General features: G+C 63.9%; 23 protein-coding genes. 15 read left to right on the top strand and 8 right to left on the bottom strand.

Going from position 1 to position 26,073, the window contains the following annotated elements; all coding sequences use genetic code 11:
• Window positions 1–109: 109 nt before the first annotated feature.
• Window positions 110–1,174, top strand: a complete 1,065-nt coding sequence (locus tag D8W71_RS10505) for a M23 family metallopeptidase (RefSeq protein WP_121113283.1) — start codon at window positions 110–112, stop codon at window positions 1,172–1,174.
• A 184-nt stretch (window positions 1,175–1,358) separates the two neighbouring features.
• On the opposite strand, the gene pcrA is transcribed toward D8W71_RS10505, so the two are convergent.
• Complete coding sequence (pcrA, locus tag D8W71_RS10500) at window positions 1,359–3,806, bottom strand: DNA helicase PcrA (RefSeq protein WP_121113281.1); 2,448 nt, start codon at window positions 3,804–3,806, stop codon at window positions 1,359–1,361.
• Window positions 3,807–3,886: 80 nt separating this feature from the next.
• On the opposite strand from pcrA, the gene D8W71_RS10495 reads away from it, so the two are divergent.
• The 5 genes from D8W71_RS10495 (at window position 3,887) to D8W71_RS10475 (ending at window position 9,192) form a co-directional block, all read left to right on the top strand.
• The gene (locus tag D8W71_RS10495; protein WP_153275358.1) at window positions 3,887–5,077 is read left to right on the top strand and encodes a sensor histidine kinase; all 1,191 of its coding nucleotides are present in this window, start codon (window positions 3,887–3,889) and stop codon (window positions 5,075–5,077) included.
• Window positions 5,059–5,721, top strand: a complete 663-nt coding sequence (locus D8W71_RS10490; protein ID WP_121113277.1) for a response regulator transcription factor — start codon at window positions 5,059–5,061, stop codon at window positions 5,719–5,721. The genes D8W71_RS10495 and D8W71_RS10490 overlap by 19 nt, the downstream gene beginning before the upstream one ends.
• Before the next feature lie 84 nt (window positions 5,722–5,805).
• Window positions 5,806–6,603 (top strand): ABC transporter ATP-binding protein, encoded by a 798-nt coding sequence (locus D8W71_RS10485; RefSeq protein WP_121113275.1) that lies wholly within the window; start codon window positions 5,806–5,808, stop codon window positions 6,601–6,603.
• Between the two features lie 6 nt (window positions 6,604–6,609).
• The gene (locus D8W71_RS10480; protein ID WP_121113273.1) at window positions 6,610–8,667 is read left to right on the top strand and encodes an FtsX-like permease family protein; all 2,058 of its coding nucleotides are present in this window, start codon (window positions 6,610–6,612) and stop codon (window positions 8,665–8,667) included.
• Between the two features lie 234 nt (window positions 8,668–8,901).
• A complete protein-coding gene (locus D8W71_RS10475) occupies window positions 8,902–9,192 on the top strand; it encodes a chorismate mutase (protein ID WP_121113271.1) in 291 nt (96 codons plus the stop codon).
• 67 nt (window positions 9,193–9,259) lie between these two features.
• Here D8W71_RS10475 and D8W71_RS10470 read toward each other — a convergent pair whose 3' ends face one another.
• Entirely contained in the window at window positions 9,260–10,711 is a 1,452-nt protein-coding gene (locus tag D8W71_RS10470) for an NAD-dependent succinate-semialdehyde dehydrogenase (protein WP_121113269.1), read from the bottom strand.
• Window positions 10,712–10,792: 81 nt separating this feature from the next.
• Here D8W71_RS10470 and pgi point away from each other — a divergent pair, with 81 nt between their 5' ends.
• The 3 genes from pgi to D8W71_RS10455 all read left to right on the top strand — a co-directional run bounded on the left by pgi (window position 10,793) and on the right by D8W71_RS10455 (window position 14,742).
• On the top strand, window positions 10,793–12,442 hold the full coding sequence (gene pgi / locus D8W71_RS10465; RefSeq protein ID WP_121113267.1) for a glucose-6-phosphate isomerase: 1,650 nt from the start codon (window positions 10,793–10,795) through the stop codon (window positions 12,440–12,442).
• 207 nt (window positions 12,443–12,649) lie between these two features.
• Entirely contained in the window at window positions 12,650–13,606 is a 957-nt protein-coding gene (locus D8W71_RS10460) for a hypothetical protein (RefSeq protein ID WP_121113265.1), read from the top strand.
• 209 nt (window positions 13,607–13,815) lie between these two features.
• Window positions 13,816–14,742: a hypothetical protein gene (locus D8W71_RS10455; protein WP_236077828.1), complete on the top strand. Its 927-nt coding sequence runs from the start codon at window positions 13,816–13,818 to the stop codon at window positions 14,740–14,742.
• Window positions 14,743–14,749: 7 nt separating this feature from the next.
• On the opposite strand, the gene D8W71_RS10450 is transcribed toward D8W71_RS10455, so the two are convergent.
• On the bottom strand, window positions 14,750–16,375 hold the full coding sequence (locus D8W71_RS10450; protein ID WP_121113263.1) for an acyl-CoA dehydrogenase family protein: 1,626 nt from the start codon (window positions 16,373–16,375) through the stop codon (window positions 14,750–14,752).
• Window positions 16,372–16,971, bottom strand: coding sequence for a TetR/AcrR family transcriptional regulator (locus tag D8W71_RS10445; RefSeq protein ID WP_121113261.1), 600 nt, complete (start codon window positions 16,969–16,971; stop codon window positions 16,372–16,374). The genes D8W71_RS10450 and D8W71_RS10445 overlap by 4 nt, the downstream gene beginning before the upstream one ends.
• A gap of 60 nt (window positions 16,972–17,031) precedes the next feature.
• Between D8W71_RS10445 and D8W71_RS10440 the strand changes: the two genes are divergently transcribed.
• The 3 genes from D8W71_RS10440 to D8W71_RS10430 are packed head-to-tail and all read left to right on the top strand — an operon-like array spanning window position 17,032 to window position 19,287.
• Window positions 17,032–17,796: a crotonase/enoyl-CoA hydratase family protein gene (locus D8W71_RS10440; protein ID WP_121113259.1), complete on the top strand. Its 765-nt coding sequence runs from the start codon at window positions 17,032–17,034 to the stop codon at window positions 17,794–17,796.
• A complete protein-coding gene (locus D8W71_RS10435) occupies window positions 17,793–19,001 on the top strand; it encodes a hypothetical protein (RefSeq protein WP_121113257.1) in 1,209 nt (402 codons plus the stop codon). The genes D8W71_RS10440 and D8W71_RS10435 overlap by 4 nt, the downstream gene beginning before the upstream one ends.
• Before the next feature lie 40 nt (window positions 19,002–19,041).
• On the top strand, window positions 19,042–19,287 hold the full coding sequence (locus D8W71_RS10430; protein ID WP_121113255.1) for a DUF2630 family protein: 246 nt from the start codon (window positions 19,042–19,044) through the stop codon (window positions 19,285–19,287).
• Between the two features lie 6 nt (window positions 19,288–19,293).
• Here the strand turns inward: D8W71_RS10430 and D8W71_RS10425 are convergent, their stop codons facing one another.
• Window positions 19,294–20,052, bottom strand: coding sequence for an SDR family oxidoreductase (locus D8W71_RS10425; RefSeq protein ID WP_121113253.1), 759 nt, complete (start codon window positions 20,050–20,052; stop codon window positions 19,294–19,296).
• Window positions 20,053–20,081: 29 nt separating this feature from the next.
• Between D8W71_RS10425 and D8W71_RS10420 the strand changes: the two genes are divergently transcribed.
• Genes D8W71_RS10420 through D8W71_RS10410 form a run of 3 tightly spaced genes read left to right on the top strand, consistent with a single transcriptional unit; the run spans window position 20,082 to window position 22,902 of the window.
• Window positions 20,082–21,521 carry a dihydrolipoyl dehydrogenase family protein gene (locus D8W71_RS10420; protein WP_121118952.1) on the top strand — a complete coding sequence of 480 codons (1,440 nt, stop codon included), beginning with the start codon at window positions 20,082–20,084 and terminating at the stop codon, window positions 21,519–21,521.
• Between the two features lie 8 nt (window positions 21,522–21,529).
• Entirely contained in the window at window positions 21,530–22,129 is a 600-nt protein-coding gene (locus D8W71_RS10415) for a TMEM175 family protein (protein ID WP_161965436.1), read from the top strand.
• On the top strand, window positions 22,126–22,902 hold the full coding sequence (locus tag D8W71_RS10410) for an IclR family transcriptional regulator (RefSeq protein WP_121113249.1): 777 nt from the start codon (window positions 22,126–22,128) through the stop codon (window positions 22,900–22,902). Before D8W71_RS10415 ends, D8W71_RS10410 begins: the two co-directional genes overlap by 4 nt.
• Here the strand turns inward: D8W71_RS10410 and D8W71_RS10405 are convergent.
• Genes D8W71_RS10405 through D8W71_RS10395 form a run of 3 tightly spaced genes read right to left on the bottom strand, consistent with a single transcriptional unit; the run spans window position 22,890 to window position 26,004 of the window.
• A complete protein-coding gene (locus tag D8W71_RS10405) occupies window positions 22,890–23,867 on the bottom strand; it encodes a 2-hydroxyacid dehydrogenase (RefSeq protein WP_121113247.1) in 978 nt (325 codons plus the stop codon). The genes D8W71_RS10410 and D8W71_RS10405 overlap by 13 nt on opposite strands.
• On the bottom strand, window positions 23,864–24,820 hold the full coding sequence (locus D8W71_RS10400; protein WP_121113245.1) for a hydroxymethylglutaryl-CoA lyase: 957 nt from the start codon (window positions 24,818–24,820) through the stop codon (window positions 23,864–23,866). Before D8W71_RS10400 ends, D8W71_RS10405 begins: the two co-directional genes overlap by 4 nt.
• Complete coding sequence (locus D8W71_RS10395) at window positions 24,820–26,004, bottom strand: CaiB/BaiF CoA transferase family protein (protein ID WP_121113243.1); 1,185 nt, start codon at window positions 26,002–26,004, stop codon at window positions 24,820–24,822. The genes D8W71_RS10400 and D8W71_RS10395 overlap by 1 nt, the downstream gene beginning before the upstream one ends.
• Window positions 26,005–26,073 lie beyond the last annotated feature (69 nt).

The raw sequence follows: 26,073 nt of genomic DNA, 5'->3' as shown, positions 1-26,073 counted from the left end.
ACATATGCCGCGGGTTAGGGCGATTAACTTGCGCGCACCGCAATCGTTTCGTTACCGTCTGCCGAGTCTTAAGTCACGAGCAGATCACGGAAGCGGGAGGTTGCAAGTCTTGTCGCAGCACCGCGCGTCATTCACCACCAGCCGGTTCGTCAAGCCGGCCACGGCAGTTGAAAGCGCACCCACGGTGTACTCGACTCAGACCAGCTGGAACGCCGAAGCAGATGACTTCGAGACAACCGGCTACGACTACTTCGCCAGCAACTACGGCTCGGCCGAGACCTACCACGACAGTGAGCTGCACAGCACTCCTGAACTGGACGTCACGGCGGGGCCTGATTTCGTTTCCGGCTCGAATATAGTCACCGACATCATCCCGGCCAACGAGATCGCCGTTGCTCGCAAGGGTGGTGCACACCGCATCCCGATGCCGCCCGCCGCCATGAAGGGCCGCGCGGCCGTCCTTGCAGTCGCTGCAGGAGCCGTCGTCGCCGCAGGCCAGGCAGTCATCGATCACGGGCCTGCTACACCGAGCACTTCCGAGGAAGTTGCACTCGCTGCGGGCGCAGCACCTGCAGCACCGGGAATTGCTGCAACGGCTGTTCCTCAGGCCGCCAGCTTCGCCGCCGACACCACCCCGGATGTTTCGCCCTCGTCCGCACCACAGATTCTGAACGTCGCGAACCCGGTCGATCTCAGCCAGTTCAGCGACCTGCTCGCCAAGGGCCAGCGATTCAGTGAAGAGCGAGCTGCCCGCGAGGCTGCAGCACGTCGCCCACTGTTCGTTCTCCCCGCGGTCGGCACGTACACCTCCAACTTCGGTCAGCGCTGGGGCGTCCTGCACGCAGGCGTCGACATCGCGAACGCAATCGGTACTCCGATCCTCGCAGTCGCCGACGGCAAGGTCATCGACGCCGGCCCCGCCGCAGGCTTCGGAATGTGGGTTCGCCTGCAGCACGCCGACGGCACCATTACCGTCTACGGTCACATCGACAGCGCTACCGTCTCCGTCGGCCAGGAAGTCATGGCAGGCGATCAGATCGCACGCATGGGCAACCGCGGCTTCTCCACCGGCCCGCACCTGCACTTCGAGGTCCACCTGCCGGGCGAGAACAAGATCGACCCACTGCCGTGGCTCGCATCCCGGGGCATCGGCCTCGGACCTGAGTCGGACTGAGACTCACCCTTCATCGGACGCCGCGGCGTGCGAAATCTCGAAGCACCAGGAGCTCGCCTGATCTGCTGGGCACTCATCGAACCTGCCGAACGCACTTCTGTGTGCCAGACGCACGTTCAAGTGCTAGCACTTGGGCGTGCGCCTGACACGTAAGAGTGCATCTGCACCCACCTCTACGTTGCCGTCAGAGCTTGGTCATCGGAACTCCGCCGATGAGCATCATCTTCACCCGGCCGGACGTACCGAAGTCCACGAGCACCATGGCAGAGGTCCCACTTCCCGTGGACTCCAACACCGTTCCGAGGCCGTACTTGTCGTGATTGACGCGGTCGCCCACTGCGAGCACCAAAGTGTTGTTGCGCGCGCGTGCGGACCCGAAGCTAGGTGTCGATTGCTGCCCACGACGCTCTCCGAAACCACCACCGCCGAAACCACCACCGCCATAGCCACCGCCGCCGCCGAAACCACCACCACCGAAGCCGCCGGATCTCGGTCTCGCACCGACGCCTGGGTCTTCACGCTTCCAGTCGATCAGCGACTGCGGAATCTCTTGCAGGAATCGTGACTCGGGATTGTTGATGGGCTGCCCCCACGCGGACCGCATGATTGCGCGTGTGACGTACAGACGGTGGCGTGCGCGGGTGATCCCCACGTATGCGAGCCTGCGCTCCTCCGACAGTTCGGCCGGATCGCCCAGCGCACGCATGTGCGGGAATTGCCCGTCCTCCCAACCGGTCACGAACACCACCGGAAACTCCAGACCCTTGGCGGTGTGCAGCGTCATCAGCGTCACGACGCCCGTGCCCGAGTCGGGGATTTGGTCGGTGTCGGCGACGAGCGAGACCCGTTCGAGGAATGCTGCGAGCGAACCTGGCTCCGGTGTCCCCTCTTCCACTTCGACCTCGACCTCGGATTCCGCCTCCACAGCAGCGAGGTTGCGTGCTTCGGAAGTGAATTCTCTTGCGACACTGACCAGTTCGTTGAGGTTGTCGAGCCGCGCACCGTCCTGCGGGTCACTGCTGGCTTCGAGCTCCGCCCGATAGCCGGTGCGATCGAGGACGGCTTCGACGACCTCCCCGATGTCCCCGATGTCGTTGCCGTCGTCATCCGTGCTGCCCAGAACCGCACGGAGCTCGTCGAGCATTTCGAGGAACTGGCCGATCAGCTTCTGCGAACGCGAGTTGAGCAGAGCCACCTTGCCTGCGGCGGCGTCGTGCAAGGCCTTGGAGAAGCTGATGTCGCGTTGTTCGGCGTGCACCGCTACGCATGCTTCGGCGCGATCGCCGATCCCCCGCCGCGGCGTGTTGAGAATGCGGCGCATGCTCACCGTGTCGTCCTCGTTGGACAGCACTCTCATGTAGGCGACCATGTCGCGGACTTCCTTGCGCTCGTAGAAGCGCACCCCGCCCACGACCTTGTAGGGCAATCCGAGCCTGATGAATATCTCTTCGAGTGCACGCGACGAGTTGTTGGTGCGATAGAAGACCGCCACCTCGTCGTACCGCACGTCGTGGTTGTCGACGAGCCGATCGATTTCCGACGCGACGAACGACGCCTCGTCGTGCTCGTTGTCGGCGACGTATCCGACGATGAGCTCGCCCTCACCCGAGTCCGTCCAGAGCTTCTTGTCGCGTCTGCCGGTGTTGCGCGAGATGACCGAGTTGGCGGCGGAGAGGATGTTCTGTGTCGACCGATAGTTCTGCTCGAGCAGAATGGTCCGAGCGTCCGGGTAGTCACGTTCGAACTCTTCGATATTGCGGATGGTCGCGCCGCGGAACGCGTAGATGGACTGGTCCGCGTCACCGACCACGCAGAGCTCACCCGGTGAGATGGTGCCCTGGAGCGCCCCGTCCGAATCCTCACGGCCGACCAACTCCCGGACCAACATGTACTGCGCGTGGTTGGTGTCCTGATACTCGTCGACGAGCACGTGCCGGAACCGGCGCCGGTAGTACTCGGCAACCTGCGGAAACGCTTGGAGCAGCCCGACGGTCTCGCCGATCAGGTCGTCGAAGTCCATTGCATTGGCCGCGCGTAACCGCTGCTGGTAGATGGCGTACACCTTTGCCACGAGCTTGGGCAGCTCGACCATCTGCTTCTCGGCGTCCGACGCCGCATCGTCCGGCCCGATCAGCTCGTTCTTGAGGTTCGAGATGGCAGTCGACAGCAGACGCGCGGAGAACTTCTTGGTGTCGATCTGCAGGTCTTTGGAGATCATCGTCAGCAGGCGGCGTGAGTCGTCGGCGTCGTAGATCGAGAAGTTCGAGTTGAGCCCGGGCAGCAACGAAGCCTGGTTGCGGAGGATGCGTACGCAGCTCGAGTGGAACGTCGAGACCCACATGCTGTTGGCCCGGGGACCGACGAGGCCGGCGACGCGCTCGCGCATCTCCGCAGCGGCCTTGTTGGTGAACGTGATGGCCAGAACCTGGCCCGGCATGACCCCGCGCTCGGCCAACAGGTACGCAATACGACGTGTCAGAACAGCCGTCTTGCCCGACCCCGCGCCGGCCACGATGAGGAGCGGCGATCCCGAGTGCATCACAGCCTCGCGCTGCTGGGGGTTGAGACCCTCCAGCAGGGCTTCGGACTTGGACTTTCCGGGCGCGGGTACAGCAGTGAGGTTCGTGTTCATCGCCCGTCCAGGTTACCGGCGTGTACTGACACCCGATCACACGATCCCATCGGCACGACGGCCACTGATACCGTGCCGATGTGAACCGGAGGGGGTCGCTGAGTTCGTCGCTGTACCCACCACTCGGCTTCGTGACGTCGAGGTGGCCGTGGCGAGCGCTGTTGTACTGCGCTTCGACAGTGGTAGTCGGTGGCACGGTTCTGATCTTGTCGATTCCGCTGCTGATCGTGATGTCGGTGCCCGGGTGGCGCGATGCGGCTGCGCGGACGATCGTGACCGCAGAGGTGTCGCGACTGAGCGTCATCGAACCCGTCAAGGCCCAGGCGTGGAAAGAGAGCAACACCGCTGTCCTACGCCACGCTGCGTACTCGCTGGTTGCCGCGGCTGTTCTCGCTCCTGTTGCAGCCGCGGTGCTGGTGGGTGGAGCAATCGCCGTCCCAACCTTGCTTGCCGCACCGGTTCTGGTCCGCAGCGACCCGATCAGTGTGTTCTCGCTTCAGGTAACCACCATGCCCGCTGCATTGGCATTGCCGGTGATAGCGCTGCCGACTGCTGTACTGATTCTCTACCTCTGCGCAGCGATAGCTACTGCCAACAGCGAACTGGCACACACGGTTCCGATGCGATCGACGGCGGAACTCGAGGTCGAGGTCGACCGTTTACAGACCTCGAGGACCGGACTTCTCGACGCCTTCGACACCGAACGAGCCCGGATCGAGGGGATGCTGCACGACGGTGTCCAGCATCGGTTGGTCGCCGTCGGTCTGAGTATCGGGCTTGCCGAGCAATCGGCCCGCGACGACCGAACCCGAGAACTGCTCGAAACGGCTCATCGCCAAGTGGACGAGTCGATGCGTGAGCTTCGGCGCACCATCCGCGGTATCCTGCCGCAGGCCTTGACCGAGTCGGGGTTGCTAGCAGCTACCGAAGATCTGCTCGGTGAACTGCCGATCGAGGTGAGTCTCAACCTTCCAACGGACTACCGGCCGCCCTCTCGCGTCGAGCAGGTGTCGTACTTCGTCATCAGCGAAGTCATCACCAATTCGATCAAGCATGCCCAAGCCGACGCGGTATCGATCACCGCTGCTGTGATCGACGGCACCTGGAGACTCGTGATCTCCGACAACGGGATCGGCGGGGCCGACCCCGCCTCGGGGCGGGGGCTCACCGGATTGTCGCACCGCGTCGACGCGCTCGGTGGCACTATCTCCGTGTCGAGTCCGCTTGGCAGAGGAACCACAGTGGAGATGAGATGCCCCATTCCAGCCTGAAAATTGTTCTTGCAGATGATCTTCCACTGTTACGTGAGGGCATAGCCGCGGTCGTGGAATCAGCCGGCCACAGAGTGTGCGCATCGGTGTCGAGCGTCGCCTCCCTTCACGACGCGGTGTCCGCCCACGACCCGGACCTCGTGATCACCGATGTCCGCATGCCGCCGACGTTCACAGACGAGGGTCTGGCCGCTGCAGTCGAATTACGTAGGACGAAACCGGGTCTGAGCGTTCTGATCCTCTCGCAGTACACGTCGGTGGCGTACGTCTCCGACCTGATCGACAACCCGGCTCCCGGCGGCATCGGATATCTCGTCAAAGAACGCGTCGGCCACGTCCGCGAGTTCGTCGAGGCGCTGGAGAAGGTGGCGGCGGGTGGGACCGTCATCGATCCAGAAGTCGTGCAGGCCTTGGTCGGTAGCTCGCGGCGGCAGGGATCGCTGGCCGTCCTCACCGCGCGCGAACTCGAAGTGCTGTCGCTGATGGCCGAGGGACACACGAACGCACGCATCGCCGAAACACTCGTCGTGTCCGACGCTGCGGTACGTAAACACATCGGAAACATTTTCGCCAAACTGCCGCTCGGATCCGACACCGACCGCCGGGTGACAGCCGTCCTCACCTATCTACGCGGAATCTCCTGACCGACGCGATGGTGGCGTACGCGCTACCTAGGAAGTAGCCTTCAGCCTACTGATTCGTAGCGCCTTGAAGGCTTTCATGAGTACATGCCCTCCAACGCGCAGTACGAACGTTCCCTCCCACCGTCTCGCGGCATCACCGCAGCCCAAGGATTGGTGAAGCGATTCGACAAGAAGTCGGTACCAGTTCTGGGCGGCATCACTCATAGTTTCGCCCCGTCGTCGTGGACGGCGATCATGGGCTCGTCCGGTTCGGGGAAGTCGACTCTACTCAACTGCCTGAGCGGGCTCGAGCAACCAGATCAAGGCATGGTGACTCTCGACGGAATCCCACTCGGCGGGCTCGACGACGACCAACTCGCGGAGCTCAGGCGTGACCGTTGCGGTTTCGTATTTCAGGATTACAACCTGTTCGATGCGCTCGATGTCGCAGAGAACGTCGCTCTGCCTGCGCGGCTCGCGGGCGCACATTCCCCCGTCCGCGGTCATGTCACCGACGGTCGTGTTCGCGAGGTACTGGGCAGGGTAGGTCTTGCCGATCGGGCACGAGATGCGATCGACACGTTGTCCGGAGGGCAACGTCAACGGGTGGCGATCGCACGGGCGATGTTGAACCAACCGTCGGTGGTGTTCGCGGACGAGCCGACCGGGGCCCTCGATGTGCGCACAGCCCACGATGTCCTGGTACTGCTTCGGCAGGTTGCATCCCAGTTCGGCTCGACGGTGGTGATGGTGACCCACGACGCCTGGGCCGCGTCGTGGGCGGACGAGGTGATCGTTCTGGCGGACGGAGTGGTGGTCGACAGGCTCCCCGGCGGGGATGCAGACCGCGTCTCGCGCGCTGTGAACACGGTGCACGACAACGCTCGACGGAAAGGTAGGTGAGTGAATATGTTGCGGTTGGCAACGGCAAACCTCCGACATCACCGCGGCCTGTTTCTCGGCGCGTTCGCCACACTGGTCGTCGGCGGCGCGATGATCGGCGCATGTGCTCAGCTTCTGGTCACGGCGGTGATGGCGCCGGACGAGGGGTTCGATGTACAGATCAGTGGGTCTGGTGTTCTCGATGGCGACGGCGCACCCACGACCGCGACCGAGCACTACACCCCGCTCGGATCCGGCGCCGAGGATCTCATGTCCGTGGCCGGGACGGTGGGCGTGATCGCATGCTTTCTGACCGGCGTCACGTTGTCCACCACGGTGGGCTATGTGATCGCCGCACGCAGACGTGAGTTCGGCATTCTCCGACTTCTCGGTACCACCGCTCCGATTCTGCGTCGCCTGCTGGTCTGGGAGATCGTCGCTCTCGCAGCCGTCGCCGGCCTGGCAGGCGCGGCCGTATCCCTCCCTGCAGCACCGATGATTCTCGGCATTCTCATCGATACGGGATTCGTCTCGGAGAAGTTCGACATCAGTGGTCGTGCATTTGCGCTTGTACCTACCGTTGCGGCGACTATCGTCGTCGCGCTGGCCGGCGCCCGTGTCGGCTCCAAGCGGGTCCTCGGGGTGTCGCCGCTGTCGGCAACACGCTCCATCAACGTCAGTCACCGGATCCGGGCTCGCCGCTGGGCTCTCTCGGGCGCGGCTCTCGTGCTGGTGGTCCTCATCGGAGCCCTGGGCGCCGGGGCTCCCGGAGACGGAGCCGTGGGGCTGGGGCTACTTCTTCCGATGATTCTGTGCGGCGCGCTCGCCGCTGTCGGTCCCGTTGTGATTCCGATCGTCGTCGGACTGCTGTCTCGAAGCGTCGATCTCGTCCGAGGCAGGCGGGGCGGCGTCGTTCACCTGGCGACTCGCACGGCGCGGTCGGCGCGCGACGCGACGACCGTGCTGGCAGTCCCTGCTCTGCTGTTCGTGGGGATCGCGGGTTCGGTGCTGGTGACCATCGGCGCGGACAACACAGCAGTCGCCCGCGCAACACGCGACGAAGTCCGCGCGGACTTTGTGGTGACGAATCCACCCCAGGACACCGACTGGGCATCCGTCGAAAGCGGTCTCGTGGACGCGTCGCTGTCCACGGAACTGATCGCCACCGATCGCGACACAGCAATCGGCTTGGACGCTGCGGGAATCGACCCGGTCGCGTTCTTGGCAACACGCTCGGTCGACGTCACGGACGGCCGACTCGAGGACGTGACCGACGGACCGGTCCCAGGGGTGGCGCTGAGCGCACAGGCTGCCTCGGACGACGGATACTCCGTCGGTCAGGATCTTCGATTCGCTACCGGCGACGGGATCTCGCACACACTGCCGATCGTCGCGATCGTCGCGGGGAGCCCCACGCTGGTTCCGTCAATTCTGGTTTCTCGCGACTGGCTCGCCCAGAATGCGCCCGATGCCGTTACCGGGGACGCGTTCGTGGCAGCCGATCCGGCCGACACCGACGCCGTGCTGTCCTCGCTTCGATCGATCGCCGGAGACGGAGAAATCGTCGCGGTGTCCGACTGGTTGGACTCCTCGGAAGCGGAGTATGCGTCCAATAGCCTGGCCAGCGTCATCGTGGTGCTCGCGCCCGCCGGGTTGTTCTGCTTCCTCGCCACCGTCAACGCGACACTGATGTGGTCGACCACCCGGTCCGGGACACGACGCGGCCTGACTCGAATCGGCGTCTCGTCCGGCGTCGGGCTTCGGATCGAACTGCTCAGTGGAGCCCTGCTGATGGGCGGGGGGCTGGCGCTCGGCCTTGCGGTTACCGCGGTGACCGGAGTGATGGTCCGTACCGCGCTTTTGGGTAGTCCGCTGGCTGCTCCCACATCACTGCCCGTGGTGTCGCTGTTCGTTGTCACCGGGGTTCCGATCGCTGCTGTCGCTCTTCCTCTACTGCTCACGTTGGGGCGACGGTCGGGACGCGGACGGAAATCCGAGGTCGAAGACTGCGGCAGTCCTGCCGAGATGTTCAGCTCATCGATCGACTTTTCAGGACCGCATCCAGGTGGCACACTGGATCGGTGATCGTAAAAAGCGTTCATCGACATCCGCCTCACACAGTCGGTTCTCCGTACCCCGGAGGCGCGGACTGTCGATAGCCAGTCGACGCCCCAGGCTTCTGCACGCAGAGGTGAGGGGTTGTTCGCTGTGACTCGCCGCACACTGACTCATCGTGTGCGTGCACCCGTCCGAACCATTACCGGGTAGTAACGGTGTCGAGCCGGGCAGCGATCCAACTTTGTGACACGAGGAGAAGAAATGGCATCCACGACCAAGATCGATTCCGATACCGCGTTGCCGACGTCCGAGGCAGAGATCGACTCACTCCGTCAGGAGATCGATCGCCTCGACTCCGAGATCCTCGCTGCCATCCAGCGCCGGTCCGAGGTCTCGCAGCTCATCGGCCGCACGCGCATGGCTTCCGGCGGACCCCGCATGGTCCACAGCCGCGAAATGAAGGTACTCGACCGTTTCAGCAGCCTCGGCCAGGAGGGACACACCCTCGCCATGCTGTTGCTTCGTCTGGGTCGCGGCCGACTCGGACGCTGACTCACCGGCTCGTTGTGCAGGGCAATTCCCACGCACAACGAGCCGACTTGTCTGTGCAGGACCTCGCTCAGGTCAGGGCGATGTACTTGGTCTCCAGGTACTCCTCGATGCCCTCGCTACCGCCTTCGCGGCCGAATCCTGAGGCTTTGACTCCGCCGAAAGGCGCTGCCGCGTCCGAGATCACTCCGCGGTTGACGCCCACCATTCCACTGTCGATGGCGTCGGCGACACGCAGTGCACGGTCGAGGCCACGGGTATAGATGTACGACGCCAATCCGTACTCGGTGTCGTTGGCCGCGTCGATGCCCTGTTCTTCGGTGTCGAAGCCGACGATCGGCGCAACCGGCCCGAACACTTCCTCCTTCAGGATTCGCGCATTCGGTGGCACATCGGTAAGCACTGTTGCCGGGTAGAAGTAGCCGTCGCCTCCGGGCGCCGTGCCACCGAGTGCGACGGTTGCTCCCGCGTTCACAGCGTCGTCGACGAGCGCCTGCACCGTTTCGAGCTGGTCCGCATTGATCAGCGGACCGAGCTTGGTGTCGGGGTTGGAGCCCGGCCCCAGGGTGAACGCTTTCATCTTCTCGACGAGCTTGGTCGTGAATTCCTCGCGTACAGCGTTGGCGACGTAGAACCGGTTGGCCGCGGTGCACGCCTCGCCACCGTTGCGTAGTTTCGCGAGAATTGCGCCCTCGACCGCAGCATCGACATCGGCGTCGTCGAACACGACGAACGGTGCGTTTCCACCCAACTCCATCGACGTACGAAGCAGACCACCCGCGGACTGCTCGACGAGCTTCTTGCCCACGCCCGTCGACCCGGTGAAGGTCAGTTTCCGAAGACGCGGATCCTCGAGGATCGGCGTGGATACCGCGCTCGATTTCGACGTGGTGAGCACGGACAGCACGCCCTCGGGCAGCCCGACCTCGGACAGCAGTTGCGCGAGAAAGAGCATCGTCAACGGGGTCTCACTCGCAGGCTTGACGATGATGGTGCATCCGGCTGCCAGTGCCGGGCCGATCTTCCGAGTTCCCATCGCCAGCGGAAAATTCCACGGGGTGATCGCCAGGACCGGTCCGACGGGAACCTTGGACACCAGGATTCTCCCGTTGCCTGCAGGGGCCGGCGCATATCGACCGCCGATACGTACAGCTTCCTCCGCGAACCATCGGAAGAATTCCGCCCCGTACTTGACCTCCGCCTTGGACTCGGCGAGAGCCTTGCCCATCTCGGCAGTCATGATCGCGGCGATGTCGTCGGAACGCTCGGTGATCTTCTCGAACGCCGCCCGCAGAATTTCGCCACGCTCACGAGCGGGAGTCTTGCCCCAAGACTTCTGCGCCGCCGACGCGGCATCGATTGCCTTCTTCGCGTCCGCCGGACTGGCGTCGGCGACAACCGCGATCGCTTTACCGGTGGCCGGATCGTTGACCTCGAAAGTTGCGCCGTTCTCGGCATCGACAGCGCGGCCGCCGATCCACAGCTTGGGTTGAATGGATTCGATGAGTTGCGTGATCTCCATGCCACCGAGTGTGCCCTTGTCCGCTACCCGACAAACGAGAAGGTGCGCGCAACCAGGCGTCGAGCATTAGTGTTGGCAGATATGAGCGGCGACATCACGGGCACCGAGGCCTGGAAGAATCTGACGGCACATCACAGCGCGATCAGCGAAAAGAAGCTTCGAGACCTGTTCGCCGACGACCCGAACCGCGGACGCACGTTCACGCTGTCGGTCGGCGATCTGCACATCGACTACAGCAAGCACATCATCGACTCCGAGACGGTCTCACTCCTCGTGGACCTGGCCCGCGCTGCGGATGTCGAAGGTCGACGCGACGCGATGTTCGCAGGCGAACACATCAACACCTCCGAGGACCGTGCGGTCCTCCACACTGCTCTGCGGTTGCCCGCCGACGCCACCCTGGAGGTCGACGGCCAGAACGTCGTCGCAGATGTTCACGAAGTTCTCACTCGGATGGGCAATTTCACCGATCGGGTGCGTTCGGGCGAATGGCTCGGCGCGACCGGCGAGAAGATCACCACCGTCGTCAACATCGGCATCGGCGGATCCGACCTCGGCCCCGTCATGGTCTACAACGCTCTTCGTCACTACGCAGACGCGGGAATCTCTGCGAAGTTCGTCTCCAACGTGGACCCTGCCGACCTGGTCGCCGCCCTCGACGGCCTGACTCCGGCGTCGACGCTGTTCATCATCGCGTCGAAGACGTTCTCCACTCTCGAGACTCTGACCAACGCCACCGCGGCCAGGCGCTGGCTCGTCGACGCCTTGGGCGAGGATGCCGTCGCGAAGCATTTCGTCGCGGTATCCACCAACGCCGAGCGAGTCTCGGAGTTCGGCATCGACACCGCCAACATGTTCGGATTCTGGGACTGGGTCGGTGGACGCTACTCAGTCGATTCCGCGATCGGGCTGTCGGTCATGGCCGTGATCGGCCGGGACGCCTTCGGGGAATTTCTCGACGGTTTTCACCGTGTCGACGAGCACTTCAGGACGACTCCTTTCGAGCAGAACGCCCCTGCACTGCTCGGACTCCTGGGGCTTTGGTACAGCAGCTTCTTCGGCTCGGAAACTCGTGCGGTACTTCCGTATTCGAACGATCTGTCGCGATTCCCTGCGTACTTGCAGCAGCTGACGATGGAGTCCAACGGCAAATCCGTCAAGGCTGACGGCAGCCCGGTGACGACCTCCACCGGTGAGATCTTCTGGGGCGAGCCCGGCACCAACGGTCAGCATGCGTTCTACCAGCTGCTGCACCAAGGAACGAGGCTGATCCCCGCCGACTTCATCGGATTCGCCGAGCCCACCGACGACCTGCCGACGCGCGACGGCACCGGCAGCATGCACGACCTGTTGATGAGCAACTACTTCGCGCAAACCAAAGTACTGGCCTTCGGCAAGACCGCGGACGAGATCGCCGCCGAGGGCACCGCCGCCGACGTCGTACCGCACAAGGTGATGCCCGGCAACAGGCCGTCGACATCCATCCTCGCACCCAAACTGACACCGTCCGTTGTGGGTCAACTCATCGCCCTCTACGAGCATCAGGTATTCGTCGAGGGCGTCGTGTGGGGTGTCGACTCGTTCGACCAGTGGGGGGTCGAGCTCGGCAAGACCCAGGCACTCGAACTGACGCCGGTACTCACCGATTCCGAAGCGCCTGCGCAACAGGGGGATTCGTCCACCGACGCGCTCGTTCGGTGGTACCGCGACCAGCGGGGCCGCGCGAAGTAGTCTCGTCGCCGCGCCGGCTGTTGCTGAGTCGGCAGCGCGAGTCGGCAGCGCGAGCCGGCTGCGCTAGTCGGCAGCGCGAGTCGGCAGCGCGAGTCGGCAGCGCGATCTACCCCGCTAATGTGCGTCGTCGAGGCCCGGAACCGCACATTGCGGGGGTAAATCCGGCACCGAGGGATCCGTCGACAGGTCCGACGCGTCCAAGAGGGTATGGATTTCGACGGATTGTTCTTCCGCCACCAAGCATTGGCGTCCGGCGTAACCGACGGGCAACTACGCCGCGCACGGTTGCGAGGGGAACTGCTCGCGGTGCGTCCCGGGGCATACGTCACCGCCGAGCATTTCTGCACGCTCGACTCCGAAGAACAGCATCTGTTGCTCGCGCGGGCGATGTCGGAAGAGCGTTCCCTGGTGCTCAGCCATCAGTCGGCAGCGATCGCATGGGGCATGGACGTGTGGGGTCTACCACTGGCGCGCGTGCACTCGACCAGTGGCCGGAGCATCACAGCCAAAACCAGTCGGCGACGGATTATCCACGGCACCGCCCTCGATGATTCCGAATCCACCGTGCATCAGAACCTTTCGTTGACTACACCCGCGCGAACCGTCGTCGATATCGCCCGCACGACCGACTTCGAACGCGCGGTGTGCGTTGGCGATTCGGCTCTTCGCCGCGGCCTCGTCACCACCCGGGAGTTGAACGACGCCGTCACTCGTGCCCGGCACCGCACCGGCGTCCAGCGCGCAGCCGATGCGGTTGCAGCCATGTCGGACCGCAGCGACAGCGTCGGCGAAACCCGCAGTCGGCTGATACTGGTCGCCGCCGGCCTGACCCCACACCTCAACCAGTCCGTGTTCGATGCCATGAATCGATTTGTCGCTCGCCCCGACTTCTTGTTCAGCGGTCCGTGGCTGTGCTGTGAGTTCGACGGCGAGGGTAAATACGGCGAACGGCCCCTCGATGTTCGGAATAATCTGATGGAGGAGAAGCGCCGAGAGGATCGGACACGCGACATCGGCTGGGCCTTCACGCGATTCGGGTGGAGCAATCTGGCCGACCCGGCTGCTCTTGTGCACCAAGTACAGCGTGCGCTGGATCGGGTGGCTCGATATCCCAGGCCGGAGGGCACATTTCGGGCCGATGTACTCCCCCGTTATGCGTTCTGACGGTATGAATGCGCACAACACGGGGGTAAATCCGAACCCACATCCGAACCCGATCCACTCCCCCGTTATGCGTTCTGACGGCGTGAATGCGCACAACACGGGGGTAAATCCGACCCCACGCCCGAACCCGGCGCAACCAAAATCGAGCCGACGGGAGCCAAATGGTCGGCCCGCGCGTCCAACTCAGTATGGACTTCGAACAGACTGAAATGTTTTCCCGGGTCGAGGCGCTAGCACGAGGTCACACCGACGACGATTTGAGGCGTGGACGTGCAAGCGGCTTGCTCGTCACCGTGAGGCGTGGGTACTTCATCCGCGCGGACGTGTATCGAACGCTCGATCCCCATCGCAGGCATTCGATGCTCGCCGAAGCAATCTACGCGGAGTCGAGCGCCGACACTGTCTTCAGCCATGTGTCCGCAGCAGTGTTGCACGGGATGGAAACTTGGGACATTCCGCTGGACAAGGTCACTTTCACGATCGGACGTTCGTACGCGGGCAAACGCGGTCGACAGCGGATATTGCACGGTACTCCCGTACCGGAGGGCGATCTGACGGTGAAAGACGGTTTTCCGGTCACCACCCCTGCCCGGACTATCGTCGACCTGGCGAGGTCGCTGCCGCTGGAGCCCGCTGTGTGTATCGGCGACTATGCCCTACGCACCGGCCTGACCACACAGGACGAGCTGTCGCATGCGCTGGGTGACGCGCGAACGAGAACGGGTGTCGCGAAAGCCAGGCAGGCTGTGTCGTTCATGACTGCGAGCAGCGCTAGCGCGGGTGAATCGCGCAGTCGAATGCAGCTCGACACGCTGCCGCTTCCACCCCCACTTCTCGGCCGCACGCTGTACGACGAGTTCGGTGTCGCACTTGCATCGGTACCCTTCCTCTATCCGGATCACGGGGTCGTCGGAATATACGAGGGGCAGGGGTTGTACGGCAGCGAAGCAGTCGTGACGGATCTACAGGACAAACGGATCAGAAATCACATGCAGGACCTCGGATGGGTTGTAGTCCATTGGAATTGGGAGGACCTGTCCTCACCCCGAGAGCTCACCGATCGCATTGCGCGCGCGTTTCTACTGGCTGCAAACCAGCACAAGCCGCGTGGGTCCTTCGCCGCACATCCGAGCTAGATCCAGCTCAGATTCGGGACAGAACCGCCGCGGTGTCCACCCCCGTCGGCAGGGTCCCGAAGGCACCACCCCAGTCCTCACCCAATCTGCTGGCGCAGAACGCATCTGCCACGGACGGGTCACCATGACGTACGAGCGACGCTCCTTGGAACACCAATGCCATCAGCTCGACGACGCGTCGGGCGCGATATTCGATGTCGGACCGGTCGGCGAGCTCCTTGCCGAGGCGCGACACGGCGTCGTCCAGGCGTGAATCCGCCCCCGCAGCGCGTCCGACCTCGGTGAAGTACGCCTCTACGGCCTCGGGTTGCTTCGCGAGCGCCCGCAATGAGTCGAGCGCGGCCACGTTGCCCGAACCCTCCCAGATCGACATCAACGGCGACTCGCGGTACAGACGGGGCATGCCCGATTCTTCGACGTAGCCGTTACCGCCGAGGCATTCGAGCGCCTCGGCCACATGCGACGGTGCGCGTTTGCACACCCAGTACTTGGTGACCGCCAGCGCAATGCGTCGCAGTGCGCTTTCCTCGGCGTCCCCACGCACAGCACGATCGGTCGCACCCGCCAGGCGCATCATGACAGCCGTTGCGGCCTCGGATTCGACGATCAGATCCGACAGCACATTTCGCATCAGAGGCTGATCCGCCAGGGATGCCCCGAACGCCGACCGATGGCGCGCATGATGGACGGCACGGACCGTCGCGTTGCGAATTCCGGCCGCCGATCCGATGACACAGTCGAGTCGGGTCATGTTGACCATCTCGATGATGGTCGGCACCCCACGTCCTTCTTCGCCGACGAGCCAGCCCGTGGCTCCCTGGTACTCGAGCTCACCGGACGCATTGGACTTGTTGCCGAGCTTGTCCTTGAGTCGTTGCAGTGCAATACGATTGCGAGTTCCGTCCGGGAGCACTCGTGGTAGCAGGAAGCACGAGAGCCCGCCCGGCGCCTGGGCCAGGGTGAGGAACATGTCGGACATCGGCGCGGAGGTGAACCACTTGTGTCCGACGATCGTGAACGAACCGTCCGAGGACGGCACAGCGGTGGTCGTGTTCGCCCGAACGTCCGACCCACCCTGCTTCTCGGTCATCGACATACCCGCGATGAGTCCACGTTTCTCCGTCGGAGTCCGAAGACCGAAGTCGTAATGCGTCGAGGCGAGCAACGATTCGTACATCGACGTCAATTCCGAATTGTGCCGTAGCGCAGGCACTGCTGCGTACGTCATCGAGATCGGACACATGTGGCCTGCATCGGCTTGACCCCACGCGTAGAACTTCGCGGCCCTGGCGACATGCGCACCGGGACGGTCGCACTGCCACGGCGTCGCGTGCAGTCCGTTGGCAACAGCGACCGACATCAAATCATGCCAGTGTGGGTGGAACTCGACCTCGTCGATGCGATTTCCGTACCGGTCGTGCGTTCGCAGAACCGGAGGATTCTCGTTGGCGAGCCTGCCCCACTCCTGCACTTCGACGCTTCCGGCGAGATCTCCGAGTTCGTTCAGTTCACCGAGAGACCATCCCGCACCCTCACGATCGAGGCCCTCGCGCAATGACCGATCCTGGGATGTATTGTACGGCAGCAGGTCCGGAACCTGGTTGAACACCTCGTGGGTGACTGGAAAGGTCATGGCGTGACTCCTAACGATCGGAGGGCGAAAGCAACGAGATCTGGGATGACTTCGGGGCCCGATGCGCGATCCGGACCGAGCGGCCCGACAAGAATTTCTCCGACGGCTCCAACCAACCCGGCAGCCGCCAGCTCGACGTTCTGCTCGGGAATTTCGCCCGCTGCCACGCCTGCCACGATCGCCTGGGAGATGGCCGCGGTGAAGCTGCGCCGAAACACCAGCCGCTCAGCGTCCACCGCAGGATCGACCGGTTCGGCCAACAGGGCATACGCCATGGTCCGGTTCTTCATCGCGCGCCCGGCGAAGGTCTCGACTATCGCCGTGACGCGCTCGACGACATCACCCGAGGACGACGCGGCTGCGACGGCATCGACTTCCCGGCTGCAGACCTCACGGAAGATGGCTACGACCAGGTCCGACTTGCTCTCGAAGTGGGTGTAGACGCTACCCGCGGACACTCCGGCCGCTGCGGCAACCGAGGCGATGGACAACCCGCCGTAACCCCGTGCGGACAGAACCTCGATCGCCGACGCGAAGAGTTTCTCGCGTCCAGCGTCGAGTCGGGCTTGCACGGCCGTGGTGCGGCGATACGGCATGACAAGAAGTGAACCATCGATTCATTGCTTCCCGCAAGCCCCCTCGAGTACCGTCGAGGGATGGCAGTCAGGATCGAACGCTCGGGACCCGTCACCACAATCGTTCTGTCACGCCCCGAATCGAGAAACGCGGTCGACGGCCCTACCGCTGCCGAGTTGGTGTCGGCCTTCGAGGAATTCGACGCCGACGACAACGCTGCCGTCGCAGTGCTGTGGGGTGAGGGCGGTACCTTCTGCTCGGGCGCGGACCTCAAAGCACTGGGAACGGAACGCTCGAACCACGCAACCGAGCACGGTGACGGCCCGATGGGCCCGACCCGGATGCGCCTGTCCAAACCGGTCATCGCCGCGGTGTCCGGATATGCCGTGGCCGGTGGACTCGAACTCGCGCTCTGGTGCGATCTACGAGTTATCGAGGAGGACAGCACCTTCGGGGTATTCTGTCGCCGCTGGGGTGTCCCTCTGATCGACGGGGGCACCGTCCGGCTGCCCCGGCTGATCGGCGCATCGCGCGCAATGGATCTCGTTCTCACCGGCCGTGCCGTCGACGCCGACGAGGCGCTGGCCATCGGACTGGCGAACAGAGTCGTTCCAGTCGGCCGGGCTCGCTCCGAGGCGGAAGCGCTCGCAGCGCAGCTGGCTCTCCTTCCACAAACCTGCATGCGCGAAGACCGACTGTCCCTCCTCGAACAGGACGGCCTGGACGAAGAATCGGCGATCACCAACGAGTTTCGCCACGGCGCGATCTCGATGGCAGCCGATGCCCTCGGCGGCGCGCAACAATTCGCTTCCGGCGCAGGCAGGCACGGCAGCTCGACGCCGTGATCGATCGATTGAGCGTCGTCGACGACATCTTTCTGCGGACGCACCGAGGTTACGGACTACCGATCATCCTGCAGGGCATCTGGCGCAGCGACGAAATCGTCGACGTGGTCGATTTCGCTGCGGTGCATGCCAATCTCGCGTTGGGGCACCTCGGACGACGCGTCGTGACTCCCCGTATCCGCGGCGCACGTAGGCGATGGAGACCGTGCACCGACGCCCTCCCTCTGGCCTATGAACCAGATCCCATAGCCGACGTCGATGTGCTCGACTGGGCCGACGCACAGGGCGACGTCGACCTCGATCCTGAGCTCGGTCCCGGATGGCGTATGTCTTTGGTGCACACGGACTCCGGCGGAACAGTCATGTCCCTGGTGTGCTCGCACGCGCTGGCCGACGCGGCCGGACTGGTGCGGGCTGCGGGCGCAGCGTTCGACGGGCGCGCACCCAGACCTGCTCCCTCGAAATCCACCTCGGATCTCGCCGACGCACTGTCGCTTGCCGCCCGGGTGAGCGTCGCGTCGATCCGTGCCACGGCCGGGCTGATCTACACCCGTTCGGCACGCCGCGAACTAGGCGCGTATCGAAGCGCCGCTCGCTCCCTGAAGAAGCACGACGTGCACATCAGTTCTGCGGTGTTCGACATCGATGCCACACTGTCGAACTCCGAGTTCATCTCCGTCGTCGCACGAGTCGCTGCTGCGCTCGGTGAATCCGAACCCGTCACGGTCAATGTTCCGTTCCGTTCGAAGATCAAGGGATCCAATCGGATCGGCATGGCGACCGTCGAAGTCTCTGCCGCCGACACAGCCCTCCAGATCAAGTCGGCGACCAAAGCTGCGTTCGGCAGGCCCGCGGGTGCACCGAGCGGATTTCCCGCAGAAGCGGTGCAACTGATGTCGGACGAGAAAGCAGCGTCGTTGACAGCGTCGCCCGGTACAGCTCGGGTGCTGTGTTCCAACATCGGCCCGATTCCGGCGGCACTGGAGTCCATCGCCGGCCGTCGCGCACGCTCCCTCGCGACACGGGCGATACATCCAGGCGCCGAGGGCAAAACCACGGCGACGGCTCTCTCCGCGTACGTCTCGAGGACGGAAGCGACGACGACTCTGTCGCTCGTCGCTACCGAGAAACAGTACGCACCGATTCTCGCCGACCGCGCTGCCACCGTGCTCGAAGGCTGCGCGTTCGAGTACAAGTCGTGGTAGCAGGGGGGCGCGTAGGCCGAGAAAGTTCTACCGTGGACCCATGAGCGAGCACGACATCTACAGCAAGATCGAGCAACTGGTGGCCACCGAGCACAAGCTGCGGTCACAGACCGAGGCCGGTGAGCTCGACCCCGTCGACGAGCAGGCGCAACTGGCGTCGATCGAGCACGCGCTCGATCAGTGCTGGGACCTCCTCCGCCAGCGCCGAGCACGTCTGGACGCGGGACAGAATCCTGACGAGGCGACGGCCAATCCCGTCGAGCAGGTCGAGCACTACCTGCAGTAGAGACGGTCAGACGAGGCGGTTGGTGACCTCGTTCGGCAGGAACCGCAGTGCCGCATCGATCCCGCGCCACTTGAGCCCAGGCAACGCTGCGCGCCGCGGTTCCTTTTCGATGGCCGTGACCATAGCCGAGACGCCCTCGTCCAGGGTCGCGGTCAGAGCCTTGTTGTCGCCTGCCTTCGAGGACATGTCGGTGGCGATGAAGCCTGGCAAGAGTGTGGTGACGACGATGTCCGTCTTGGCCAGTTCGGCCGAGAGAGCCTCACCGAGCGCCGCGACGCCTGCCTTGCTGGCGGAGTAGACGGCCTTCGCTCCTGGCAATCCTCGGTCGGCGCTGATCGAGGATACGAGTACCAGGTGGCCGTACTTCTGCGCCCGGAAGATCTCCAGCGCCGCCTCGCACTGGGACAGCGCGCCGATGAAGTTGGTGCGTGCCGTCGCAAGGTTTGCGTCGGCACGTCCACTGCCGATCTTGGCGCCCTTACCGAGTCCGGCGTTGACGATCACCCTGTCGAGTCCTCCGAGCTCGTCCCGCATCTCGGCAAAAACACGCACGACGGCATCGTGGTCGGTGACGTCGAGGCTGCGTATCGCAATGGAGATTCCCGGGTTGGCGATGATCAGTTCGTCGCGCAGCGTTTCGAGCCGGTCCAGGCGCCTGGCACAGAGCGCCAAGTCTTTGCCCTGCGCAGCGAAACGCCTGGCCATCTCTTCGCCGAGGCCCGAACTCGCGCCGGTGATCAGAATCTTGTTCCTCGTCTTCCCCATGACCTTGGACCCTATGCCACTCTGGTGTGATGACAGAGCAGAGTAGGGACGAATTCGATGTCATCGTGATCGGCGGCGGTCCCGTCGGCGAGAACGCCGCGAGCTACGCCATCGCCGGGAGCGACCGCACCGCGGTGATCGTCGAACACGAACTGGTCGGCGGCGAATGCTCGTACTGGGCGTGCATGCCGAGCAAGGCACTGTTGCGGCCGAGCGAAGTCCTGGAGACGGCACGCAACATGCCGGGCGTGAAGGAACTCGTCGGCGAGCGCACGCTCGACGTCGACGCCGTCCTGGCACGTCGGGAATCCTTCACACATTCGCTCGACGATTCCTCCCAGGTCGACTGGGCAGAATCCGCAGGTATCTCGGTGGTCCGCGGCCACGGCAGACTCAGCGGCGAGAAGACCGTCGAGGTCGGCGACCGGACGCTCACCGCGCGTCATGCGGTGATCCTCGCTACCGGCACCACAGCATCGGTTCCGAACACGCAGGGACTACGCGACGCACTGCCGTGGACCTCCCGCGACGCCACCAACATCCACGAGATCCCCAAGCGAGTGGCCGTCATCGGGGGCGGGGTCGTCGCCTCGGAAGCGGCAACCTGGCTGCTGTCGTTCGGATCCGAGGTGACGATGATCGTCCGAGGATCCCGACTCCTGGCGAGCAGCGAACCGTTCGCAAGCGATCTGGTCGCCGAGGCCCTGCGGAAACGCGGCGCAAAGATCATCTTCGACGCCGACCTGACGGCCGTTTCCAGGCCGTCCGCCGAGGACACGGGCATCGGCAAGGTTCACGGAGGGCCCGCGGAACTGACCGTGGGTGGCGAAACGATCACGGTCGACGAAATCCTGGTTGCGGCGGGCCGAAAGCCCGCGAGCACCGACCTCGGCCTGTCGCTGGTCGGCCAGGAGGACGGGAAGTACGTCGACGTCGACGATCATCTGCAGGTACCGGGCGCCCCGTGGCTGTACGCGACGGGCGACATCAACGGCCGTGCGCCGCTCACCCACATGGGCAAATACCAGGGCCGCGTTGCCGGTGACGTCATCGCCGCTCTCGCAGACGGAAAACCGTTGCACGGCAAGCGCTTCACCGCGAGCGCGGACCACGGGCAGATACCCCAGGTCGTGTTCACTCCGCTGCAGGTAGCCGCCGTCGGGCACACCGAGAAGCAAGCACGGGACGCCGGAATCGACGTCGAAATTCTCGGCGTCGACATCGCAGTCGCGGGGTCGTCGCTGTATCAGGACAACTATTCGGGCCACGCACAGTTGGTGGTCGACAAGGCGGCGGACGTCATCGTCGGCGCGACCTTCGTCGGCCCCGGCGTCGACGAGTTGGTCCATGCCGCCACCGTCGCGCTGGTCGGCAAAGTGACCCTCGACGATCTGTGGCACGCTGTGCCGTCGTACCCGACGGTGAGCGAAGTGTGGTTGCGGCTGCTCGAATCGCGTCGTCAGCAGTAGGGACATCGGTGGAGACTCAGCGAGGTTTCGAGCGGCTCGTCAATTTCAGCGACGCCGTGGTGGCAATAGCGGCGACGCTGTTGATTCTGCCGTTGGTGGACATCGCCGAACCGAGCGCGGACCTCACCACGTGGGATCTGGTCTCCGAGCACTTCGTCGAGATCCTCGCATTCGTACTCAGTTTCGCGGTGATCTTCCGGCTGTGGCTCACCCATCACTCGATCTTCAAGGACCTGACGGGCTACACGATGCCGTTGGCGTGGGCCAACTTTCTCTGGCTTCTCAGCATCGTGTTTCTACCGTTTCCGACCAAGTTGATCGCCGAGAAGGACGGATTCGATCCGAGCGCGACGTCGTTGTACGTCGGCACGATCTCAGTCTCGGTGATCGCGATTGCCCTCATCGAATGGGTCATCGAGCGCAACCCGGACATCGCACCCTACAACTCAGGACGAAGCCTCGTGGGAGGGATCATCACCGCCGCCCTCATGCTGGTCGCATGCGCACTGTCGTTCACCGTTGTCGGGCTGTGGTCATTGGCAATTCTCGGCCTCGAGTCCCCCGTCCGTCGCATCATTGCGTCCCGGACGGCTAAGTTGAAGAGGTGAGCCAAGAGAACGGATCCAAGCAGCAGCCACTTCTGGTGCTGGGCAAGATCACCGAGATTCTCGACGCTTTCTCCTTCGACAAGCCCTCGATGACCCTTGGCGAACTCCAGCACGCGACGGGTATTCCGACCTCGACGGTTCAGCGACTGGTGACAAACTTGGTCTCGCAAGGGTTTCTGGACCGCAGTGGCGACGGAATCCGAATCGGGGTCAGGATGGCCTACTGGGCCGCGACGGCAACCAAGGACCTCGATGTGCTGTCGATCGTCAACCCAGTACTCAAAGAGGTTCGGGATCTGACAACCGAAACAACCTGCTTCTTCCGCCCGGAACAGAACTACCGCGTCTGCGTCGCGATCGCAGAGACCAGGCATGCGCTACGCCGAGACATGTACGTCGGCAAAGTGATCCCGTTGAATGTCGGCTCGGCGAGCAGGGTCCTCCTCGCGTACGACGACGCACTCGCCGAACGGATACTGTCCGGCACACTCGAATCCATGACCGACGCCTCGATCACCGAGGCGGACACCCTGCGTGCGACCTTGGTCCAGGCCCGCGCCGACGGGTACGCCATCACAACCGGTGAGCGAGAGTCCGGAGCGTCGGGCTTGTCGGCACCGGTGTTCGACTCGGCGGCCGATGTCATCGGGGCGCTGACCATCAGCGGCCCGACCCTCCGAATGCCGTTGTCACAGTGCGAGGAGTGGGTGGACCTGCTCGTGTCCCACGCCGAGCAGATAACCCGAACCCTCGGCGGCCGTTACCCTTCCTGAAAGTTGACGGGATGGAGTGGGCGCGAACCCGTCGCCATCGCCGCGGCATTCTCTGCGCACAGACGAGCCATCTCGGACCGGACCGAGACCGTCGCACTCCCGACATGGGGCAACAGAACTGTATTGGGCAGTCCCGCAAGACCGGGCTCCAGCGCGGGCTCGCGCTCGTACACATCGAGCCCGGCGCCTGCGATGACACGCTCACGCAGCGCTCGCACGAGTTCGGCCTCGTCGACCACAGGCCCGCGAGCGGTGTTGATCAGGATCGCGGAATTCTTCATCGCCCACAGCGCACGTTCGTCGACCAGGTGGTGGGTGGATTCACTCAGCGGAACATGCAGGGACAGAAAGTCACTCGTCGCGACCAGCTCTTCCCACGACACGTGTTCGACGCGTCCCGCGAACTCACCCAACTCCTCGTCGGTCACCTCGCGATCGGACGGCGGACGGGGACAGAACTTGACCGTCATACCGAAGCCGAGTGCACGAGAAGCGGTGGCACGTGCAATCCGGCCGAAGCCGGCGAGGCCCAGCACCTGGCCTGACACGTCGCTGCCGAGCAGCAGTTCCGGTTCCCAGCCCGTGAACGCACCGGACCGAACGAAGTGATCTGCCTCGATCGCACGCCGGGCAGTGGACAGGATCAGCAGCATCGCGATGTCGGCCGTCGAATTGGTCAGTACACCGGGAGTATTGGCGACGGTGATGCCACGCGCAGTAGCTGCATCGACATCGATGTTGTCGAATCCCACTGCATAGTTGGAGATTCCGGTGATCTTGGCAGAGGCGAGCAGTTCCGCATCGAAACGGTCGCGGAGTTGGGACACGACCACCGAGTACTCCCCCGACGCGCACCGCTCCACCAGACCGTCGTGGTCGAGTTCGACGACGTCGACCTCGCCCGCCGCAGCAAGAATGTCCATGCCGGGAGCGGGAATCGGCGTCGTGACGAGAATTTTGCTCATATGACCCACTCGAAAGCCCGGGCGGCAGGAGTGGAGCCCGCGGAATGACCAGATTGGCTTGAACGTGCACCCTGGACGGTTTTGGAGCGCATGGGCTCACCGAGTTCGGCGAGGAGCTTCTCGGAAATCTCGACCATGCCTGCCAGCGTATCGGGTGTGAACCAGTCCGGGCGGGTGGCAAACAAGATGTCTTCGCTCGAGGTGTTTCCACTTGCACCGGGCGCGAAGGGGCAGCCGCCCAGACCACCGAGGGAACCGTCGACCATCGTGGCGCCCGCCGTGATCGCGGCAAGGGTGTTGGCGACGCCGAGTCCCCATGTGTCATGACCGTGGAACACGATGCGCCTGGCGGGCGATTCGGCGGCCACGCGGGACACGAGGGAGGACACCTGAGCGGGTACAGCCTGGCCGAGCGTGTCGCAGATGACGATATCGCTGGTGCCGGTTGCTCGTTCGTCGTTGGCGATCGCCAGTACTCGCTCCTGCGGGACCTGACCTTCGAACGGGCAGGTGAACGACGTGGCGATGCACAGTTCGATCTGCCCGCCGACGGACTGGGATATCTGCACTGCGTCGGGCATCGCGGCGAGGGATGCCTCGGTGGTTCGCCCGATGTTGGCCTCGTTGTGCGAGTCGGAGGCCGAGAAACAGTATTGGAAGTTGCGTGCGCCTGCGGCAGCGGCCTTTTCGACGTGTCGCGGCGTCGCAACCCACACCCAGCAGCGTTCGAGCTCCTCCGCAGAGAGTTCTCCGATGACCTCGAGGGTGTTCGCCATGGGCGGCACCAGATCTCCGCGCGCCATCGACCCGATTTCGAGGGCGGGCACGCCCGCCTTCAGCAAGCCGCGTGCGACCTGCAGTTTCCGATCGACGTCGAGAAGCTTCCCGGTCAGTTGCAATCCGTCGCGCAGCGTGACGTCACGCAACTGGGCTTTGGGTACGAACTCGTACATCAGGCGTCCTCTCTGCCCAGTAGGTCTCTCAATACTTCCGCGGTGTGTTCACCGAGATCGGGGCCGACCGACCTGATGGGAATCGACTTCCCGCCGATCACCGGCACGATACCGACGAATCCCACATCGGCCGGTTCGTCGCCACCCGTGTCGACCGGGAAATGCTGAATCATGTCCCGGGACGCGTACTGCTCGTCGGCGACGACATCGGCCGCGGTGTAGATCGGGCCTGAGGGCACACCTGCGTCATCGAGAATCTTCAATGCCTGTTCACGCGAACGCATTCCGGTCCAGGCGCTGATCGCGGCGTCGAGTTCGTCGCGACGCTTCCAGCGGCCTGCGTTCGTCGCGAGTTCCGGGTCGGCCCCGAGGTCCGGGCGCTCGATGGTGTCCATGTAGCGCTGAAAGATCGCGTCGCCGTTCCCAGCGATGACCACCGAGTGACCGTCGTTGCACATGTATGCGTTCGAAGGCGCAATACCTTCCATCCGTCCGCCGGTTCGCTCGCGCTCGACGCCGTAGGCGAGATAGTCCGGGATGAGTGATTCCATCATCGACAGAATCGACTCGTTCAGTGCGACGTCGATGGATCGTTGCTCCAGCGACAAACCAGCTTTCGCGGTCTGTCGCTGGAAAAGAGCCATGACGCAACCGAATGCGGCATACAGCCCCGCGATGGAGTCGCCGATCGAGACCCCGACGCGTACAGGCGGCCGATCCGGATCGCCGACGAGGTTACGGAATCCCCCGTAGGATTCGGCCACTGCGGCGAAACCGGGGCGCTCGGACATCGGGCCGGTCTGACCGAATGCGGAGATGCGCGTGATGATCAGGTCGGGATTCTTCGCACTGAGCGTCTCCGGAGACAGGCCCCACTTCTCCAGCGTTCCAGGCCGAAAGTTCTCGAGCACGATGTCGCTCTTGGCGGCAAGATCGATGACGTCCTGACGGCCCTGCTCGGTGCGCAGATCGAGGACGATCGACTTCTTGTTCCGGTTGATCGTGCGGTACAGCATCGAGGTCGTCCCGGAGTAGAGACGCCAATTGCGCAGTTCGTCTCCGGTACCGGGCCGCTCGACCTTGATCACCTCGGCGCCGAAGTCTGCGAGCATGCGCGCCGCTGTGGGTGCGGCGATGTAGTTTCCGAGTTCGAGCACTCGGACGCCATCGAGGGGTAAGGACATCGGTTCCCTTTCGGTACTACACACGCCTGTGTGACGGGCCACACTTCTACTCACATTATGGGCACAGAT

The sequence above is a fragment of the Rhodococcus sp. P1Y genome, assembly GCF_003641205.1.
Classification (GTDB): Bacteria; Actinomycetota; Actinomycetes; order Mycobacteriales; family Mycobacteriaceae; genus Rhodococcoides.
Note: the sequence above shows the minus strand (reverse complement) of the source record. Positions and strands in the feature narration are given on the sequence as shown.